This window comes from Streptomyces sp. NBC_01750 (assembly GCF_035918095.1).
In the GTDB taxonomy this organism is placed as follows: Bacteria; Actinomycetota; Actinomycetes; order Streptomycetales; family Streptomycetaceae; genus Streptomyces.
Map to the genome: position 1 here is coordinate 2,979,273 of NZ_CP109137.1, position 16,527 is coordinate 2,995,799.

Below are 16,527 nucleotides of genomic sequence, written 5' to 3' on the forward strand. Positions count from 1 at the left end.
TAGCGCACCCGCCGCCCGCGAACGAGGCGCCGGCTCGGCGGGGAGCAGCGGCCCGTTCCCCGGGCCGTGACGTCAGACGCCCGCGACGCTCCGGCGCTTGCGGAACCGGTCGGCCATGAGCGCCGCCTGGACAGCCACGTACAGCGTGCCGAGCACACCGACCGCAAGATCGAGCCAATCGGCGCCACGGCCGAGCGCCAGGCTCCGTACCGCGGCTCCGCCCAGCCACAGCGAGAGCGACGCCAGCAGCACGCTCGCGACCGCCTGAGCGGTGCGCGCCGCGCGCTCGCGTCCGTAGCCCTTCAGCAGCTCGCCGGCGGCGAAGGCGACCACCGCGAAGGGCCAGACATCCATCGCCTCCACAGCTCCTGTGAGGGCGCCCTCGACGAGGTTGCCGGCCCCGACGGTGCCGGCACCCGCCAGTGCGATCCAGGCGAACACCCGCTGACGTCGCGCTCGTTTCGGAGCGCCGCGCATCAGCCCGCCGCCACCGCGGACTTGAGCGTTCCGTCGGGCCCGGCGAGCAGCACCGGGGTCTTGGGGCCGCCCAGGTCACGTACCGCGGCGCGGTCCGCCTCGGCAGCGGCGTCCGCCTCGGAGACCACGGCAGCGGCCTCGAGGGACTTCGCGCCGCTGGCGACGGCCATGGCGACGGCGGTCTGCAGCGCGCTGAGCTTCAGCGACTCAAGCTCCACGGTCCCCGCGACATACGTACGCCCCGTCTCGTCCCGTACGGCAGCACCCTCGGACACGCCGTTGCGGGCCCGGGCGCTGCGCGCCAGCGTGATGATCTTGCGGTCCTCGGGATCGAGGTCGGTGCTCTGCGTCATGGCTCGAGCATAGATCGGCCGCCCGGCACGGAGCCGGGCGGCCGGTCGGAGTGGCCGGGGCTCAGCCCTGGACGCCCTTGACGAACTTGTCACCGATCCGCTTGACCAGATCCGCGAAGTCCTTCTGCGCCGTGGCGCCGCCCTCGTTCATGTACGCGACGCGGGTGGCACCGGTGCCCTGGTGCGCGACCAGCAGATCGGCCTTGATCACGATGCCGGGCGCGAACTCGATGGACATCTGGAAGGCGTGCGATGCCTCGCCGACCTTCGGAACGTCGAGCTTCTCGATCTTGACGGCGGTCTTCTCGCCCTCCATCTCGAAGGAGACGGTGGAGCAGCTGTCCAGCGCCGTGCCGACGGCCTTGGTGAAGTCGGCGGCGCCCGCGCCGGCGAACGTGAGGACCTGCTGGCTCAGCTCGGTCTTGCCGTCTGCCTGCTTGAAGTCGACGTCTCCACCCTTGGTGGCGCCCTTGACCTTGGCGCCCATCAGGTCGGCGAGCGGCTGGCACTCGGGCTTGTCGGCCTTCGGGGCCGGGGTGTTGTCGACGGGGACCTTGCCGGCCTTCCAGCCGGAGGGAAGGTCCTTGACCTCGACGGTCGCGGCCTTCATCTGCGCGGCGGTCAGCGGCGTGAGCGCCGGCGACTCCTTGTCCCCGCCCTTCGCCTTGTCCTTGGACTGCTCCTGGCCGGCGGCCGGCTTCTTGTCGTCGGACGATCCGCCGCAGGCCGCCGCGGTGAAGCACAGCGCGGAGACGGTGAGAGCAGCGACAACGCCGCGGCGCAAACGGGTACTCATGAAAGTGGTACTCCCCTGGTTCTGTCCCAAAAAAGCTCATGGGGAGCTTCCCCCCTCCCCGGTAACGGGCAGAGGATACACATACGCCGAGGTCAGCCCGCCACCGGATACATCGAGCCGCGTCTGCCCTCCGGGCTCGCCAGCCACTCCAGCTTCGCCGCCGTATCCGCTTCCGGCAGCGGCGTATGCATCACGATCGCCAGATCCGGCCTGGCCGGCACCCTCAGCTGGGTCGACTCCACGAACAGCGCCCCGACCAGTGGGTGTTCCAGCTCCTTGCGGACCTGTCCGCCGGGCGCGATGTCGCGCCGCTCCCACAGCGCGGTGAACTCCTCGCTGGCCGCCTTCGCTTCCTCGACCACCGCCCGGAAGCCCTCGTCGTCGGGGCGCTCGGAGCAGGCGGCCCGGAACTGCGCGACGACGTACGGCGCGTTCCGCTCCCAGCTCCTGGCCCGCGAGCGGTAGATGGGGTCGGTGAAGAAGGCGATCAGACAGTTCTGCACGAGCCCGGTGCGCATGCCGAGGACCATCCCCGCCGCGTCGTTGTAGAGGATCGTGTTCCAGTACGCGTCCATGATGTGCGCGGGGAAGGGCATCCAGGCGTCGATCAGCCGCCGCAGCCCGGCGCACATATCGGCGTCGCCCGGATCCACCTCCGGCGCGGGCGGGTTGAGCCCCGCAAGTACGTACAGATGGCGGCGCTCGACACTGCTCAGCCGCAGCACCCGGCCCACCGAGTCGAGGACCTGCGGTGAGACGGTGATGTCCCGCCCCTGCTCCAGCCACTGGTACCAGGAGACACCGACGCCCGCGAGGACCGCGACCTCCTCACGGCGGAGTCCGGGCGTACGACGGCGGGCCCCGCCGTCCGGCAGGCCCGCCTCGGCCGGGCTGACCCTGGCACGCCTGCTCATCAGGAACTCGCGCAGCTCGCCGAGGCGGTGCGCCTTCATCACATCCTGCTCGGCCGTCGTGGCCACGTACTCCCCCTGGTCCGTACGCCTGGCTGCCTGGTGGTGCGACCAACAGGATAAGTACCGGCTCCCCACGGATATTCCTGGAGCCGGAGGGTGTTGCCCATGGCAATCGACACCTCCGCCCCCGCTCCCGCGGCGACCGCGCCGCCCAAGCTCTCCGGCCGGGCCAAGCTGATCCTGCTCGTCCTGTGCGCCGCCCAGTTCATGGTCGCGCTCGACTTCTCCGTACTCAATGTGGCGCTGCCCGTCCTCGGCGAGGACCTGGGCATGAGCCGGTCCGCGCTGCAGTGGGCGGTCACCGCCTTCGCGCTGCCCTCCGGCGGCTTCCTGCTGCTCTTCGGCCGGACCGCCGACCTGTACGGGCGGCGCAAGCTGTTTCTCACCGGTCTCGCCGTCTTCGGCGCCGCCTCGCTGCTCGCGACGTTCGCCTGGGACCCGGCATCCTTCCTGGCCGGCCGGGCCCTGCAGGGTCTGGGCGCGGCCGCCATCGTGCCGACCGGAATGTCGCTGCTCACCACCACCTTCCCGGAAGGCCCGCAGCGCGACCGGGCGCTGGGCATCAGCGGCACGCTGCTGTCACTGGGCTTCACCATCGGCATGGTGCTGGGCGGCGTACTGACGGACACCCTGGGCTGGCGCTCCACGATGGGCCTGCTGGCCGTCGCCGCGCTGCTCGTCCTCGTACTGGCACCCGGTCTGCTGGCCGAGTCCCGGCACCCGGAGCGGCCGCGTCTTGACGTGCCCGGTGCGGTCACCGTCACCGGCGGGCTGCTCGCCGTGATCTACGCCCTGTCCACGGCGGCCGAGCGGGGCTTCGGCGGCGCGGACGTCCTGGTGACCCTGCTCGCCGGTGTCGCGCTGCTGGTCGGGTTCGTACTGGTCGAGTCCCGGTCCGCCGCCCCGCTGGTCTCACTGCCGATGCTGAGGCGGCGGACGGTGGCCTGGGGGAATCTGGGCGGTCTGGTGACCTTCTCGATGATGAGCACGGTCGTCTTCGTCCTCACCCTCTACCTCCAGGAAGTGCTGGAACTCTCCGCCTTCCGGACCGGTCTGGTTTTCGGCGTCCAGGGCGCGCTGTCGGCCTTCGCCGGTGCGTACGCGCCCAGGCTCATCGGCCGCATCGGCGCCCGCCGCACGCTGGTCGTATCGCTGCTCGGCCAGGGCGTGTTCGTCGCCGCGCTGCTCGGCATCGGCACCGGCTCGGGCGCCCTGCTGGCGACCGTCGCCGTCTCGCTGGCCAGCGTCTGCCATCTCGGGGCGATCATCTCCTACGGGCTGACGGTGACCTCCGGGGTTCCGGACGACGAGCAGGGCCTGGCGACCGGCCTGGTCACCACGACGCAGCAGGTGGGCATCACCATCGGCATCCCGCTGCTGGGTGTGCTGGCGACGACGCAGGGCTCGCTGTTCGACGGGGTCCGTACGGTGCTGGCGGTGGACGCGGCGGTTGTCGTGGCGGCGGCGGCCCTGGTGGGGGTGGGCCTGCGCAGGGCTCGGGGCTGACCGGTCAGCCTCGCCGGCGTTTGAGGCGCGGGGTCCGGGCGGAGCCCCGGTGGGGTCCCCTTGGGGTCCCGGTTAAGGGAAGGCGGCCCGGGTCAGGCGCGGTCCAGGCGGAGGCGGTCCGCCCGCGGCAGGCCCGCGACCACCAGGTCGTACGAGTCCTCGATCAGCTCCCGGACCATCCGGTCCGGGAGCTCGTCGACCGTCACCGTGTTCCAGTGGCGCTTGTTCATGTGATAGCCGGGGGCGATCGCCTCGTGGTCGGCGCGCAGTTGGACCGCGATCTCCGGCTCGCACTTGAGGTTCACCTTCAGCGGCTCGGCAGCCAGCGAGCTGAGCGCGAAGAGTTTGCCCAGAACCTTGAAGACCGAGGTCTCCGGCCCGAACGGGAACTCCTCGACCGCCGCGTTGAATTCGAGGCAGAACGCCCTCAGTTCCTGCGCCTTCATGTCGCTGCGTCCCCCTCGGGCTTCCCCGGCACCGGCTCCGCCAGCACCGTGACGATTTTGTTCCGGCGGCCGGCCGGGGACTCCGCGGTCAGCCGCAGCGCCCGCCCGTCCGGCAGGTCGACCACCGCGGACGCGCCCGCGATCGGCACCCGTCCCAGGGCCTTCGCCAGCAGTCCGCCGACGGTCTCCACATCCTCGTCGTCGAACTCGTCGAGTCCGTACAGCTCGCCGAGATCGTCGATGTCGAGGCGGGCGGTGACCCGGAAGCGGCCCTGGCCCAACTCCTCGACCTGCGGCAGCTCACGGTCGTACTCGTCGGTGATCTCGCCGACGATCTCCTCGAGGATGTCCTCGATCGTGACGATCCCGGCCGTGCCGCCGTACTCGTCGATGACGACGGCCACGTGATTGCGCTTCTGCTGCATCTCGCGCAGCAGATCTCCGGCGTTCTTGGTGTCGGGGACGAACACGGCCGGCCGCATCGTCGTGGAGACCAGATCGGACTCCGAGTCGCGGTTGATGTGTGTCTTGCGGACCAGGTCCTTCAGATACACGATGCCGACTATGTCGTCCTCGTTCTCCCCGGTGACGGGGATGCGCGAGAAGCCGGAGCGCAGCGCCAGGGTCAGCGCCTGCCGGATCGTCTTGTACCGCTCGATGCAGATCAAGTCGGTCCTGGGGACCATCACCTCGCGTACGAGGGTGTCGCCGAGCTCGAAGACGGAGTGCACCATGCGGCGCTCGTCGTCCTCGATCAGCGACTCCTGCTCGGCGAGGTCGACCATCGCCCGAAGCTCCGCCTCGCTCGCGAACGGGCCCTTGCGGAAACCCTTCCCGGGCGTGAACGCGTTGCCGAGCAGGATCAGCAGCTGCGGGATCGGGCCCATGATGCGGGCCAGCGGGAGCAGGACGTACGCGGCAGCCGTGGCGGTGTTCAGCGGGTGCTGGCGGCCGATGGTGCGCGGTGAGACGCCCACCGCGACATACGAGACGAGCACCATCACGACGATGGCGACGACCAGCGCCGTCCAGGTCTCCTTGAACTCCTCGAGGCAGGCATAGGTGACGAGCACCCCGGCCGCCATCTCGCAGGACACCCGCACCAGCAGGGCGACATTGAGGTACCGGGTCGGGTCGGCGGCGACCTGCGCCAGTTTCTCCGCGCCGCGCCGCCCGGACCGCATGGCCTCGGCGGCACGGAAACTGGAGACACGCGCCAGGCCCGCCTCCGCGCACGCCGCCAGCCAGGCGACGACGACCAGCAGAATCGCACCGAAGATCAGTTGACCGGTCATGAGACGGTCGGCGCCGGGGACGGACCGGTGTGGCCCTTCTCCGCCCGCCAGCCGTCGATGATCGCGGCCTGCAGACCGAACATCTCGGTCTTCTCGTCCGGCTCCTCATGGTCGTAGCCCAGCAGATGCAGCACTCCATGGACGGCAAGGAGCTGGAGCTCCTCGTCCATGGAGTGCTGTGTCGGGGCCTCTTCGCCCTGCTTCTTGGCGACTTCGGGGCAGAGCACGATGTCACCGAGGAGCCCCTGCGGGGGCTCCTCGTCGTCCTTGACCGGCGGACGCAACTCGTCCATCGGGAAGGACATGACATCGGTCGGACCGGGCAGATCCATCCACTGGATGTGCAACTGCTCCATGGCTTCGGCGTCCACGACGATCACCGAGAGCTCGGAGAGCGGGTGGATTCGCATCCGCGCGAGCGCGTAGCGGGCGACATCGAGGATCGCCAGCTCGTCGACCTCGGTTCCGGACTCGTTGTTGACGTCGATCGACATGGTGCGCTGTTACTACTTCCCGTTCGGGTGCCCGTTTTGGCCGTCGTACTTCTCGTACGCGTCGACGATACGGCCGACGAGCTTGTGCCGTACGACATCCTGGCTGGTGAGCCGGGAGAAGTGGACGTCCTCGACACCGTCCAGGATGTGCTGGACCTGGCGCAGTCCGCTCTTGGTGCCGTTCGGCAGGTCGACCTGGGTGACGTCACCGGTGATGACGATCTTCGAATCGAAGCCGAGCCGGGTCAGGAACATCTTCATCTGCTCGGCGCTGGTGTTCTGCGCCTCGTCGAGGATGATGAACGCGTCGTTGAGCGTACGGCCGCGCATGTACGCCAGCGGCGCGACCTCGATCGTGCCCGCCGCCATCAGCCGCGGGATCGAGTCGGGGTCGAGCATGTCGTGCAGCGCGTCGTACAGCGGCCGCAGATACGGGTCGATCTTCTCGTAGAGCGTGCCGGGCAGGAAGCCGAGACGCTCCCCGGCCTCCACCGCGGGACGCGTCAGGATGATGCGGTTGACCTGCTTGGACTGCAGGGCCTGGACCGCCTTGGCCATGGCGAGATACGTCTTGCCGGTACCGGCGGGGCCGATGCCGAACACAACCGTGTGCTTGTCGATCGCGTCGACGTACCGCTTCTGGTTGAGGGTCTTGGGGCGGATGGTCCGGCCGCGGCTGGAGAGGATGTTCTGGGTGAGCACCTCGGCCGGGGTCTCGACCTCGCCGTTGCCGTCTTCGACTGCCCTGAGCATGGCGATCGAGCGTTCCACTGCGTCCTCCGTCATCGGCTGCCCGGTGCGGAGCACCAGCATCATCTCGTCGAACAAGCGCTGGATCAGGGCGACTTCCACGGCGTCACCGACCGCGCTCACCTGGTTGCCCCGGACATGGATATCGGCCGCCGGGAAGGCCTTCTCGATCACGCGAAGCAGGGCGTCACCCGAGCCCAGGACCGTCACCATCGGATGCTTGGCGGGGACGGTGAAGTGGGCTCGCGCCTCCCCGGGCGCTGCGGGTCCCCCTACGCCCCCGGGGCGTGGGGGGCGGGTCTGGGCGTTAGGTGTCTGAGTCATGGGCCGGCTCTGTGGCCTGCACATACCTCCCGTTGCAGGGTTCTCGCTGCTCGACAACCTCTGGAACACCAAGCGTACGACTTGACACTGACAAGGCCGAGGGCTTTTCCGGAGGCGTTGCGGAAGGTCAGCTTCCGGCGGAGACTCCGGGCTGGAGCTTCCGGCGGAGGCGTGGGGCCGGACCTTCAGGCGGAGGCCTGGGGCGGAGCTTCAGACGGAGCGGCCGAAACCGATCGTCGGTACGGCCCGGCGCAGCGGCCAGGGCCGGGTGGGCGCGGGCAGCAGCGCCTCCAGGAACGCGTACCGGCGCAGGGCCGTCGGGTCCTGGTCGTCACAGCCCTGGACGTACTGCCACCACGCGGCGATCTCGGACCAGCCCGGGGCGGAGAGCGAGCCGCCGAACTCCTGCACCGACAGGGCGGCGGTCAGCCCGGCGAAGGCGAGACGGTCGGCGAGCGGCCAGCCCGCGAGCGTACCGGTGACAAAACCGGCCACGAATACGTCGCCGGCACCGGTCGGGTCGAGCGCCTCCACGGCGATGGCGGGGACCTGGGCGCTCTCGCCGGTCGCGCCGTCCACGGCGTACGCGCCCTCCGCGCCGAGAGTGACGACGGCGAGCGGAACCCGCTCGGTCAGGGCCTGGGCGGCGGCGCGGGGGCAGTCGGTGCGGGTGTACCGCATCGCCTCCTCGGCATTGGGCAGGAAGGCCTCGCAGTGCTCCAGGTCGGCGAGGTCGTCCGGGTCCCAGCGGCCGCTCTCGTCCCAGCCCACGTCGGCGAAGACGCGGGTGCCCTCGCGCGCGGCCTGGGCGATCCACTCGTCGCGACCGGGTGTGAGAGAGGCGATGGCGGCCCTGGCGGGCGGCGGGCACTCGGGCGCGGGCGGCGGGGCCTCGTGCCCGTGGGAGACCATCGTGCGCTCGTCCTCGTACGCCATGGAGACGGTGACGGGCGAGTGCCAGCCGGGCACGGTACGGGAGAGCGAGAGGTCGATGCCCTCGCCGTGCTCGAGGGCGTCCCAGCAGTACTCGCCGTAGTGGTCGTCCCCGAACGCGGCGGCGAGGGAGGTACGCAGCCCGAGCCGGGCCAGGGCGGTCGCCATATTGGCGACACCGCCTGGGCTTGAGCCCATGCCACGGGCCCACGACTCGGTGCCGCGGACGGGTGCGGAGTCGAGGCCGGTGAAGATGATGTCGAGGAAGACGCTGCCGGTGAGGTAGACGTCGCAGGCCGGATCGGCCGGTCTCCGGAGCGCCGCGAGCGGGTCCAGGCAGGGGGCAGCGTGGTGCGGATGTTCTCCGTGTCCAATGGTCACCGTGCCGCTCCCGGTACGTGGTGCAGATCAAGCCAGTCTGCCTGATCGGGGCGGGGACGGGTGGGGGCCGGGACGGAGGAAGCTGCCCCGGCCCGCCCTTCCCGATTCTGCCCTCGATCGCCGTACGGGCCGCGTGTGCGACTCCGGATGTACGTCTCCGCTTCCCGGAGGATTTGCTACCAACGGGGGACGGGCGGCGCGGCCCAGCCGGGCTCGGCCACCCGCATCGCCGCGGCGTCGTCGCGTTCGCGCATCGTGCCGTCGTCGTCGAGCCAGCGCCGGTGCAGGAGTGCCAGCCGCTCGCGGTCCAGTTCGACACCGAGGCCGGGCAGGTCGGATACGGCGAGGCGGCCGTTCTTGAACTCGAGGCGCTTGGTGATGACGTCCTCGGTCTGCCACGGGTAGTGGCTGTCGCAGGCGTAGTCCAGGTTGGGAACGACCGCGGCGACCTGGGTCATCGCGGCGAGGCTGATACCGAGGTGGGTGTTGGAGTGCATGGACAGGCCGACCCCGTACGTCCGGCAGATCGCGGCCAGTTCCCGGGTGTTGCGCAGCCCGCCCCAGTAGTGGTGGTCGCAGAGGACGACCTGAACGGCGCCGCGCGCGAAGGCCTCCGGGATCTCGGCGAAGGTCGTCACGCACATGTTCGTCGCGAGCGGAACATCGGTGCCGGCCGCGACCTCGGCCATCCGGGCCGTCGTGCTCGCCGGGTCCTCCAGGTACTCCAGTACGTCTGCGAGCTCCTCGGCGACCTGCAGCGACGTCTCCACGGACCAGGCGCCGTTGGGGTCGAGCCGCAGCGGCTGCCCGGGGAACGCCTCCGCCAGCGCGCGGACCGCCGCGATCTCCTCGCCGGGCGCGAAGACGCCGCCCTTGAGCTTGAAGGAGGCGAAGCCGTGGTCGCGGGCGAAGCGCCGGGCCTGCGCGACGATCCCCGCCGGGTCCACGGCCGCGCCCCAGTCGTCAAACTCCCCGGCCCCGCGGGGGTGTTCGGACCATCGGTAGAACAGGTACGCGCTGTAGTCGACGGCGTCGCGCACCTTGCCGCCGAGCAGTGCGTGCACGGGCAGACGGAGGGCCTTGCCGAGGGCGTCGAGGCAGGCGACCTCGAAGGCGGAGACGATGGAGAGCCGCAGCTTGTCGGCGGTCTGCACACCGCGAAGACCGCCTGCGTCGACGGCGTCCGCGCCGGTGGCCTCCGGCGAGTCGCCGCAGACCAGGACCGCGAGCTGATGCAGCCCGTTCACATCGCCGACCTGGCAGCCGGGAAGCACTTCCGCCAACGGCGTTGCCAGGGCGAGGTACTTGGAGTCGCCGTAGGTCTCGCCGACGCCGGTGACGCCGCCTGCCGTGACCACCTCGACGATCAGGCGCGGGGTGTACGGCTGATGCACCCCCTGTGTGTTGAGCAGCGGCGGGTCGGCGACGAGGATCGGAGTGAGCCGCACATCGGTGATCGTCAGGTCGCTGCGCGCGTTCATGCGGTGGCTCCTACCAGGTCGGGTCCGTATGCCGGCAGTGCTTCGAGGGCCGCGAGGTCGTCGGGGCCGGGTTCGGCGTCCTCCTCCGCGCGGCCTTCCACTTCCGTGCCCTGCGCCATGCTGTCTCTCTATGTAGATGTCGTACATGAATGAGAATGGAGATTAGATACGCGAACAGGGATCGTCAATGGGCGCGCGGAATACGAACGGCGCATGTCGGAGACGGATTCGCAGCCGGAGCCGGAGCCGGGATCGAGTCCGGAGCCGGGAGCAGAACCGGCGCCGCGGTCCGGCGGTGTGCGCGAGGTGAAGTCGGCGGGTCGCACCGTCGACCTGCTCGAAGCGCTCGCGGAGCGCGGCGACCGCCCCGCCCGGCTCCGCGAGCACGAGCGGCGGATCGTGGCGGTGATGAGGGCGGTCCGCACGAAGATCGAGCCGGCGGCGCCGAATCGCCGGAGGGGCTGAATACTCACCCCCTCCGGCGATCGAAGACCCGCCCGAAAGGCCTTCGGTACCGGGGGCGCGGTCCCCGGGTGACCCGGCCCGCGCTAGTCGGGGCGTCCGGCGGCGAAGTCGTACGCCTCGACCTCGGCGATCAGCCGCGCCCGCCGCGCCTCGTCGTCGTCCAGGAAGGACGCCAGGAACGAATTGCGGGCCAGCTCACGCAGCTGGTCCTCGGTGAGCCCCAGCGCCTCGTGCACCGCGTGGAAGGTGTCGCCGACATAGCCGCCGAAGTACGCGGGGTCGTCGGAGTTGACGGTGCACAGCAGCCCCGCCTCCATCATCCGTGCCAGCGGGTGCTCCTCAAGGACGTCGACGGCCCGCAGCCGTACGTTCGACAGCGGGCAGAGCGTCAGCGGAACCCGCTCCCGTACGAGCCGGTCGACCAGCTCCGGATCCTCCATGCAGCGCAGCCCGTGGTCGATGCGCTCGACTCCCAGCACGTCCAAGGCCTCTCTGATGTACTCTGGCGGGCCCTCCTCGCCCGCATGCGCCACCTTGCGCAGCCCGAGCGCGTCCGCCGCCGCGTACACCTCGCGGAACTTCGACGGCGGATGCCCGGCCTCCGCCGAGTCCAGACCCACCGCCGCGATCCGGTGCAGATGCGGCTTCGCGGCGTCGAGCGTCGCCATCGCCGACTCGGCGGACTCGTCCCGCAGGAAGCACATGATCAGCCGGGTGGAGATGCCGTGTCGCTGCTGGCTGCCGTCGAGCGCCCGGGCCAGCCCGTCGATCACCGTGCCGATCGGGACACCACGGGCGGTGTGCGCCTGCGGGTCGAAGAAGATCTCCGCGTGGCGCACGCCCTGCCCGGCGACCCGCGCCAGATACGCGTCGGCGAGTTCGGCGAAGTCGTCCTCGGTGTGCAGTACGGCCATCAGCTCGTAGTACAGATCGAGGAAGGACTGCAGGTCCTGGAAGAGGTAGGCGCGGCGCAGCTCTTCGGTGTCCTTGTACGGCAGTACGACGCCGTTGCGCGCGGCGAGCGCGAAGGCGAGCTCGGGCTCGAGGGTGCCTTCGATGTGCAGGTGCAGTTCGGCTTTGGGGAGGGGCATTGCCCCATCTTAGGCCGATTCGTGCTCAGCTCCGTTTGGGCACGGGGATCCGCCACAGGTCCTGGGCAACCGTCAGCTCACCCTCGTAACCGACGGCTCTGGCCTGGCGCTCGAACTCGTACGGGTCGCTGTAGCGCTGCGAGAAATGTGTCAGCACGAGGTGCCGCACGCCAGCGTCGCGCGCCACGCTGGCCGCCTGACCGGCAGTCAAGTGCCCGTGGTCCGAGGCAAGTTGCTCGTCCTCGTCAAGAAAGGTGGACTCGATGACGAGCATGTCGCAGCCCTCGGCGAGCGCGTGCACGCCGTCACAGAGCCTGGTGTCCATGACGAAGGCGAAGCGCTGGCCCCTGCGGACCTCGCTCACGTCGTCGAGGGTGACGCCGTCGAGCACACCCTCACGTTGCAGCCGGCCGACGCCCGGGCCCTTGATGCCGTGCGCGGCCAGCTTCTCGGGCAGCATCCGGCGGCCGTCGGGCTCAGTGATCCGGTAGCCGTACGACTCGACGGGATGCGATAGCCGGTGGGCGTCGAGGGTGTACGCCTCGGTCGTGGCCAGTACGGCACCGTCGCCGCCCACGGGCTCCTGCTCCAGCGCCACCGTCTCGCGGTAGGCCGTGGCGTACCGCAGCCGTTCGAAGAAGCGCTGTCCACTGGCCGGGTAGTGCGCGCTGACCCGGTGCGGCACCCGGTCGAGGTTGATCCGCTGGATCACTCCGGCGAGCCCGAGCGAGTGGTCGCCGTGGAAGTGGGTGATACAGATCCGGTTGATGTCGTGCGCGGCGACACCGGCGCGCAGCATCTGGCGCTGGGTGCCCTCGCCGGGGTCGAAGAGGATGCCCTCGCCGTCCCAGCGCAGCAGATAGCCGTTGTGGTTGCGGTGCCGGGTGGGGACCTGGCTGGCGGTGCCGAGCACCACCAATTCACGTACGGACAAGTCGGTTTACCCGCTACCCGGGAGGCCACTCGAGGCCGCGGCCGCCCAGCAGATGCGCGTGCGCGTGGAAGACGGTCTGGCCCGCGCCCGAGCCGGTGTTGAAGACGACGCGGTATCCGGCCCCGTCGATCTTCTCCTCACCGGCGACCACACCCGCCTCACGCAGCACATCGGCGGCGAGCTGTGGGGCCGCGGCGGAGAGGGTGGCGGCGTCGCGGTAGTGCGCCTTGGGGATGACCAGGATGTGCGTCGGGGCCTGGGGGTTGATGTCGCGAAAGGCGACGACGGTCTCCGTCTCCCGCACGACGGTGGCCGGCACCTCCCCCGCGACAATCTTGCAGAACAGGCAGTCAGCCTGCGGTTCTCCCGCCATGACCGGGTCCTCCTCGCGTGTGGTCGGTACCCACGGCATCGTATAGCCCGCGTCGGACAAGCCCGCCGTGGCGGGTCAGGTGTGCCGGGCGCCCTTGCGTCCGCGCCGACGACAGCCGGCACGGACGACAGCCGGCATGACGACGGCCGGCACGCACGACAGCCCGCGCCGACGACGGGGCGAACCGGCGGTCGCGCACCGGCGCGACCGCCGAAGTGCCACCGCCGGCTCTACGCCTGCGGCAGGCTCGGCGCCGACTTCGCCGGGTTCTCCGACAGCACCGCCAGCGCCATCCGTACCGCCTCGTCCAGCTGCGGGTCACGGCCCGCCGCGTGGTCCTGCGGCGTCATGACGACCTCCACGTCCGGGTCCACGCCGTGGTTCTCCACGCCCCACTCGTAACCCTCCAGCCAGAAGGCGTACTTCGGCTGAGTGACGAGCGTGCCGTCGACCAGGGAGTACCGGCTGTCGATGCCGACCACGCCGCCCCAGGTCCGCGTGCCCACGACGGGGCCGATGCCCAGCGCCTTGATCGCCGCGTTGACGATGTCGCCGTCCGAGCCCGAGAACTCGTTCGCCACCGCCACCACAGGTCCGCGCGGCGCGTCCTGCGGGTAGCTCAGCGGCTGCATGCCGCGCGGCAGGTCCCAGCCCACGATGCGCCGCGCCAGCTTCTCCACCACGAGCTGCGACGTGTGGCCGCCCCGGTTCTCCCGGACGTCCACCACGAGGCCCTCCTTCGCGACCTCGACCCGCAGATCGCGGTGGATCTGGGCCCAGCCCGGCGCCTGCATGTCCGGCACATGCAGATAGCCCAGCCGGCCCCCGGACCGCTCATGGACGTACGCGCGCCGGTCGGCGACCCAGGCGTGGTACCGCAGCGGCTCCTCGTCCGCGAGCGGGACGACCACCGCGTGCCGCGGATCGCCGCCGCCCGCCGGGGAGATGGTGAGCTCGACGGCCTTGCCCGCGGCGCCGACCAGCAGCGGCCCCGGCCCGGTCACCTCGTCCACCGGCCTTCCGTCGACCGCGAGAATCGCGTCCCCGGCCCGCACCGCGACGCCGGGCGCGGCGAGCGGTGAGTGGGCCTGCGGGTCGGAGGTCTCGGACGGCAGGACCCGGTCGACGCGCCAACTACCGTCCGCGGAACGGGAGATGTCGGCACCCAGCAGCCCCTGCCGCGCCGAGGCACTGCCATAGCCGACCCGGGGCGTGACATAGGCGTGCGAAGTGCCCAGTTCGCCTTGCACCTCCCAGAGCAGGTCCATCAGATCGTCGTGGGTGGCGAGCCGGGAGAGGACCGGACGGTACCGCTCCAGTACGCCGTCCCAGTCGACACCGCCGAGGTCCGCGCGCCAGAAGTTGTCGCGCATCAGCCGCCCGGCCTCGTCGTACATCTGCCGCCATTCCGCGGCCGGATCGACACTGCTGCGTACGCGGGCGAGATCGACGGTGATATTGGTGTCGCTGTCCTCGTCGCGCGAGGGCCTGCGGTCGCTCGGTACGACCCTCAGCTTGCCGTCCGCGTACAGCAGCACCCGCTTGCCGTCACCGCTGACGTCGAAGCTCGTGGCGTCCGGGACGAGTTCCTCGATGCGCTGCTGGACCAGGTCGTACCGTTCCAGAGCGGTCTTCGGCCCAGGGTCTTCGGGTGTGGCCCTGGTGGCGCCCAGGACACCACGCATCGGATGACTCAGCCACAGCAGTCCGTCCTTGGCGGCACGCAGCGTGGAGTATCGGCCCGCCTCGACGGGGAAGGGCACGATCCGGTCGGCGAGTCCGTCGAGATCGATACGGGTGACGGGGGCGCCGCTCTCCTCACCGTCCTGCCGCTGGTCCCTGCCACGGTCGTCCTTGTCGGCCTCGAAGGCCCGGCCGTGGCGCTGCGGCCCGAACGGCGACGGGGTCGTGGCGGCCAGCGTGATCAGATGCGGGCGGCAGCCGCCGACGAAGGCCAGATCGAAGACATGCGTGTCGTAGACCGGGTCGAAGGCGCGCTCGGAGAGGAAAGCGAGGTGCTTGCCGTCGAGCGTGAACGCGGGCTGGAAGTCGCGGAAGCGCAGCGGGGTCGCCTCGGAAACGGACAGATCCGCGGTGTTGGCGAGCTTGAGCTGCCGCAGCGGGGACGGTCCTGGATGCGACCAGGCGAGCCAGCCCGAGTCGGGCGAGAAGACCAGGCCGGTGGCGTCGCCGTGCTCGCTGCGGTCGACATCGCGGACCTCGCCGCTCTCCCGCTCGACGAGCAGTACCCGGCCGTCGTGCGAGGCGACCGCGGCACGGCTGCCGTCGGGTGCGACGGCGAGACTCAGTACGCGGCCGAGCCGGCCCGCGCCCAGCCTGCGCGGCGTCGCCCCGGGCGCCGGGCCGACGGCCGGTGCGAACTCGAGGGCGTCGTCACCCTCGGCGTCCGTCACCCAGACCACATGCTCCTCACCGTCGACCCGGAAGGTGCGCGGCAGTCTGGCTCGTACGCCGGCCTCCACGGCAAGCGCCCGCGCGGGGCCTTCGCGGTGGGTGACCCAGTGGACACCGCCGCGGATTTCCACCGCGCTGCCGCGTCCGGTGTGATCGGGGGCCGCGGTGCCGAGATGGCGGTCGGCCTTGACGGGGCGCGGCCGCAGATCGGTGCGCTGGCCGCCGAGGCGGATGTCGAGCCGGCGGGGCCCGTCGCTCTCGAGGTCGTCGAGGATCCACAGTTCACCGGCGGCGGCGTACACCACCCGAGTGCCGTCGGTGGCGGCATGGCGGGCGTAGTAACCGTCGATCCCGGTGTGGCGGCGCAGGTCCGAACCGTCCGGCAGAGACGAATAGACGGCACCGACGCCTTCGTGGTCGCAGAGGAAGGCGACGCGCTCCCCCACCCACAGCGGATACTCGACATTCCCGTCGAGCTCCTCGTGGAGGCGTACGAATTCCCCGTCGCCCGCCCGGTCGATCCACAACTTGCCCGCGGTACCGCCCCGGTAGCGCTTCCAGGCGGCGGCCTCCCGCCCCATGGTGGCCGAGAGCAGCAGCGTATGGGGACCGAACGCCACATCACCGACCGGCCCGTACGGCAGCACGGTGGCGGGCCCGCCGTCGAGCGGCACGGCCCGCGCCCAGCTGCGGCGCAGCGAGGCCTGGCCGTACGTACTGATCGCCAGGACCTCGCCGTCCGGCGTCCAGCCGCGTACGGACGTCTTCCCGCTGCCCCAGTGCGTCAGCCGGTCCGTAGGACCGCCGTCGACGGGCGCGAGATGCACCTCGGGTGCGCCGTCACGGCGTGAGGACCAGGCTATGTGCGTGCCGTCGGGCGAGATCCTTGGATGGTCCACCGGCACGTTGTCGGCGCTGACGCGCCACGCCCGGCCGCCGTCGAGCGGCGCGACCCAGACGTCGTCCTCTGCGGTGAAGGCGATCAACTCGCCGTGGACATGCGGATACCGGAGGTAGGCAGGGTGCGTCACACCGTCAC

Annotated in this window: 16 protein-coding genes and 1 pseudogene; 2 read left to right on the forward strand and 15 right to left on the reverse strand. The window is 70.7% G+C overall.

All coding sequences use genetic code 11. The annotated features are described in order from the left end of the window. Positions 1 to 72: 72 nt before the first annotated feature. From OG966_RS13455 to OG966_RS13470, 4 genes are all read right to left on the reverse strand, one after another. The gene (locus OG966_RS13455) at positions 73 to 441 is read right to left on the reverse strand and encodes a hypothetical protein (protein WP_326649828.1); all 369 of its coding nucleotides are present in this window, start codon (positions 439 to 441) and stop codon (positions 73 to 75) included. Between the two features lie 35 nt (positions 442 to 476). After that, the gene (locus OG966_RS13460; RefSeq protein WP_326649829.1) at positions 477 to 830 is read right to left on the reverse strand and encodes a cytidine deaminase; all 354 of its coding nucleotides are present in this window, start codon (positions 828 to 830) and stop codon (positions 477 to 479) included. A gap of 61 nt (positions 831 to 891) precedes the next feature. Continuing rightward, complete coding sequence (locus tag OG966_RS13465) at positions 892 to 1,626, reverse strand: hypothetical protein (protein WP_326649830.1); 735 nt, start codon at positions 1,624 to 1,626, stop codon at positions 892 to 894. 92 nt (positions 1,627 to 1,718) lie between these two features. Next, positions 1,719 to 2,579: a helix-turn-helix transcriptional regulator gene (locus tag OG966_RS13470; protein WP_326655187.1), complete on the reverse strand. Its 861-nt coding sequence runs from the start codon at positions 2,577 to 2,579 to the stop codon at positions 1,719 to 1,721. A 126-nt stretch (positions 2,580 to 2,705) separates the two neighbouring features. Here OG966_RS13470 and OG966_RS13475 point away from each other — a divergent pair, with 126 nt between their 5' ends. After that, entirely contained in the window at positions 2,706 to 4,106 is a 1,401-nt protein-coding gene (locus OG966_RS13475; protein ID WP_326649831.1) for an MFS transporter, read from the forward strand. 92 nt (positions 4,107 to 4,198) lie between these two features. Here OG966_RS13475 and OG966_RS13480 read toward each other — a convergent pair whose 3' ends face one another. The 7 genes from OG966_RS13480 to OG966_RS13510 form a co-directional block, all read right to left on the reverse strand. Next, the gene (locus OG966_RS13480) at positions 4,199 to 4,552 is read right to left on the reverse strand and encodes an MmcQ/YjbR family DNA-binding protein (protein WP_326649832.1); all 354 of its coding nucleotides are present in this window, start codon (positions 4,550 to 4,552) and stop codon (positions 4,199 to 4,201) included. Then, positions 4,549 to 5,847: a hemolysin family protein gene (locus OG966_RS13485; protein ID WP_326649834.1), complete on the reverse strand. Its 1,299-nt coding sequence runs from the start codon at positions 5,845 to 5,847 to the stop codon at positions 4,549 to 4,551. The genes OG966_RS13480 and OG966_RS13485 overlap by 4 nt, the downstream gene beginning before the upstream one ends. Continuing rightward, the gene (gene ybeY / locus OG966_RS13490) at positions 5,844 to 6,341 is read right to left on the reverse strand and encodes an rRNA maturation RNase YbeY (RefSeq protein WP_326649835.1); all 498 of its coding nucleotides are present in this window, start codon (positions 6,339 to 6,341) and stop codon (positions 5,844 to 5,846) included. Before ybeY ends, OG966_RS13485 begins: the two co-directional genes overlap by 4 nt. Positions 6,342 to 6,353: 12 nt before the next feature. After that, entirely contained in the window at positions 6,354 to 7,415 is a 1,062-nt protein-coding gene (locus OG966_RS13495) for a PhoH family protein (RefSeq protein WP_326649836.1), read from the reverse strand. Positions 7,416 to 7,625: 210 nt separating this feature from the next. Further along, the gene (locus OG966_RS13500) at positions 7,626 to 8,729 is read right to left on the reverse strand and encodes a carbohydrate kinase family protein (RefSeq protein ID WP_442806696.1); all 1,104 of its coding nucleotides are present in this window, start codon (positions 8,727 to 8,729) and stop codon (positions 7,626 to 7,628) included. A gap of 176 nt (positions 8,730 to 8,905) precedes the next feature. Beyond that, the gene (locus tag OG966_RS13505) at positions 8,906 to 10,210 is read right to left on the reverse strand and encodes a glucarate dehydratase family protein (RefSeq protein WP_326649837.1); all 1,305 of its coding nucleotides are present in this window, start codon (positions 10,208 to 10,210) and stop codon (positions 8,906 to 8,908) included. After that, on the reverse strand, positions 10,207 to 10,329 hold the full coding sequence (locus tag OG966_RS13510) for a hypothetical protein (protein WP_326649838.1): 123 nt from the start codon (positions 10,327 to 10,329) through the stop codon (positions 10,207 to 10,209). Before OG966_RS13510 ends, OG966_RS13505 begins: the two co-directional genes overlap by 4 nt. Before the next feature lie 178 nt (positions 10,330 to 10,507). On the opposite strand from OG966_RS13510, the pseudogene OG966_RS13515 reads away from it, so the two are divergent. Then, positions 10,508 to 10,594: pseudogene (locus tag OG966_RS13515) on the forward strand (IclR family transcriptional regulator); the annotation flags it as partial. Between the two features lie 164 nt (positions 10,595 to 10,758). Here OG966_RS13515 and OG966_RS13520 read toward each other — a convergent pair. From OG966_RS13520 to OG966_RS13535, 4 genes are all read right to left on the reverse strand, one after another. Then, positions 10,759 to 11,766, reverse strand: coding sequence for an adenosine deaminase (locus tag OG966_RS13520; protein ID WP_326649839.1), 1,008 nt, complete (start codon positions 11,764 to 11,766; stop codon positions 10,759 to 10,761). Between the two features lie 25 nt (positions 11,767 to 11,791). After that, complete coding sequence (locus OG966_RS13525; RefSeq protein WP_326649840.1) at positions 11,792 to 12,700, reverse strand: ribonuclease Z; 909 nt, start codon at positions 12,698 to 12,700, stop codon at positions 11,792 to 11,794. Between the two features lie 13 nt (positions 12,701 to 12,713). Next, entirely contained in the window at positions 12,714 to 13,073 is a 360-nt protein-coding gene (locus OG966_RS13530; RefSeq protein WP_326649841.1) for a histidine triad nucleotide-binding protein, read from the reverse strand. 230 nt (positions 13,074 to 13,303) lie between these two features. Continuing rightward, complete coding sequence (locus tag OG966_RS13535; RefSeq protein ID WP_326649842.1) at positions 13,304 to 16,519, reverse strand: S41 family peptidase; 3,216 nt, start codon at positions 16,517 to 16,519, stop codon at positions 13,304 to 13,306. Between the last annotated feature and the right edge of the window lie 8 nt (positions 16,520 to 16,527).

Coding starts and splice junctions, on each gene's coding strand:
- OG966_RS13460 (WP_326649829.1), bottom strand. CDS start 830: ATGACGCAGAGCACCGACCTCGATCCCGAGGACCGCAAGATCATCACG.
- OG966_RS13465 (WP_326649830.1), bottom strand. CDS start 1,626: ATGAGTACCCGTTTGCGCCGCGGCGTTGTCGCTGCTCTCACCGTCTCC.
- OG966_RS13470 (WP_326655187.1), bottom strand. CDS start 2,579: ATGAAGGCGCACCGCCTCGGCGAGCTGCGCGAGTTCCTGATGAGCAGG.
- OG966_RS13475 (WP_326649831.1), top strand. CDS start 2,706: ATGGCAATCGACACCTCCGCCCCCGCTCCCGCGGCGACCGCGCCGCCC.
- OG966_RS13480 (WP_326649832.1), bottom strand. CDS start 4,552: ATGAAGGCGCAGGAACTGAGGGCGTTCTGCCTCGAATTCAACGCGGCG.
- OG966_RS13485 (WP_326649834.1), bottom strand. CDS start 5,847: ATGACCGGTCAACTGATCTTCGGTGCGATTCTGCTGGTCGTCGTCGCC.
- ybeY (WP_326649835.1), bottom strand. CDS start 6,341: ATGTCGATCGACGTCAACAACGAGTCCGGAACCGAGGTCGACGAGCTG.
- OG966_RS13495 (WP_326649836.1), bottom strand. CDS start 7,415: ATGACTCAGACACCTAACGCCCAGACCCGCCCCCCACGCCCCGGGGGC.
- OG966_RS13505 (WP_326649837.1), bottom strand. CDS start 10,210: ATGAACGCGCGCAGCGACCTGACGATCACCGATGTGCGGCTCACTCCG.
- OG966_RS13510 (WP_326649838.1), bottom strand. CDS start 10,329: ATGGCGCAGGGCACGGAAGTGGAAGGCCGCGCGGAGGAGGACGCCGAA.
- OG966_RS13520 (WP_326649839.1), bottom strand. CDS start 11,766: ATGCCCCTCCCCAAAGCCGAACTGCACCTGCACATCGAAGGCACCCTC.
- OG966_RS13530 (WP_326649841.1), bottom strand. CDS start 13,073: ATGGCGGGAGAACCGCAGGCTGACTGCCTGTTCTGCAAGATTGTCGCG.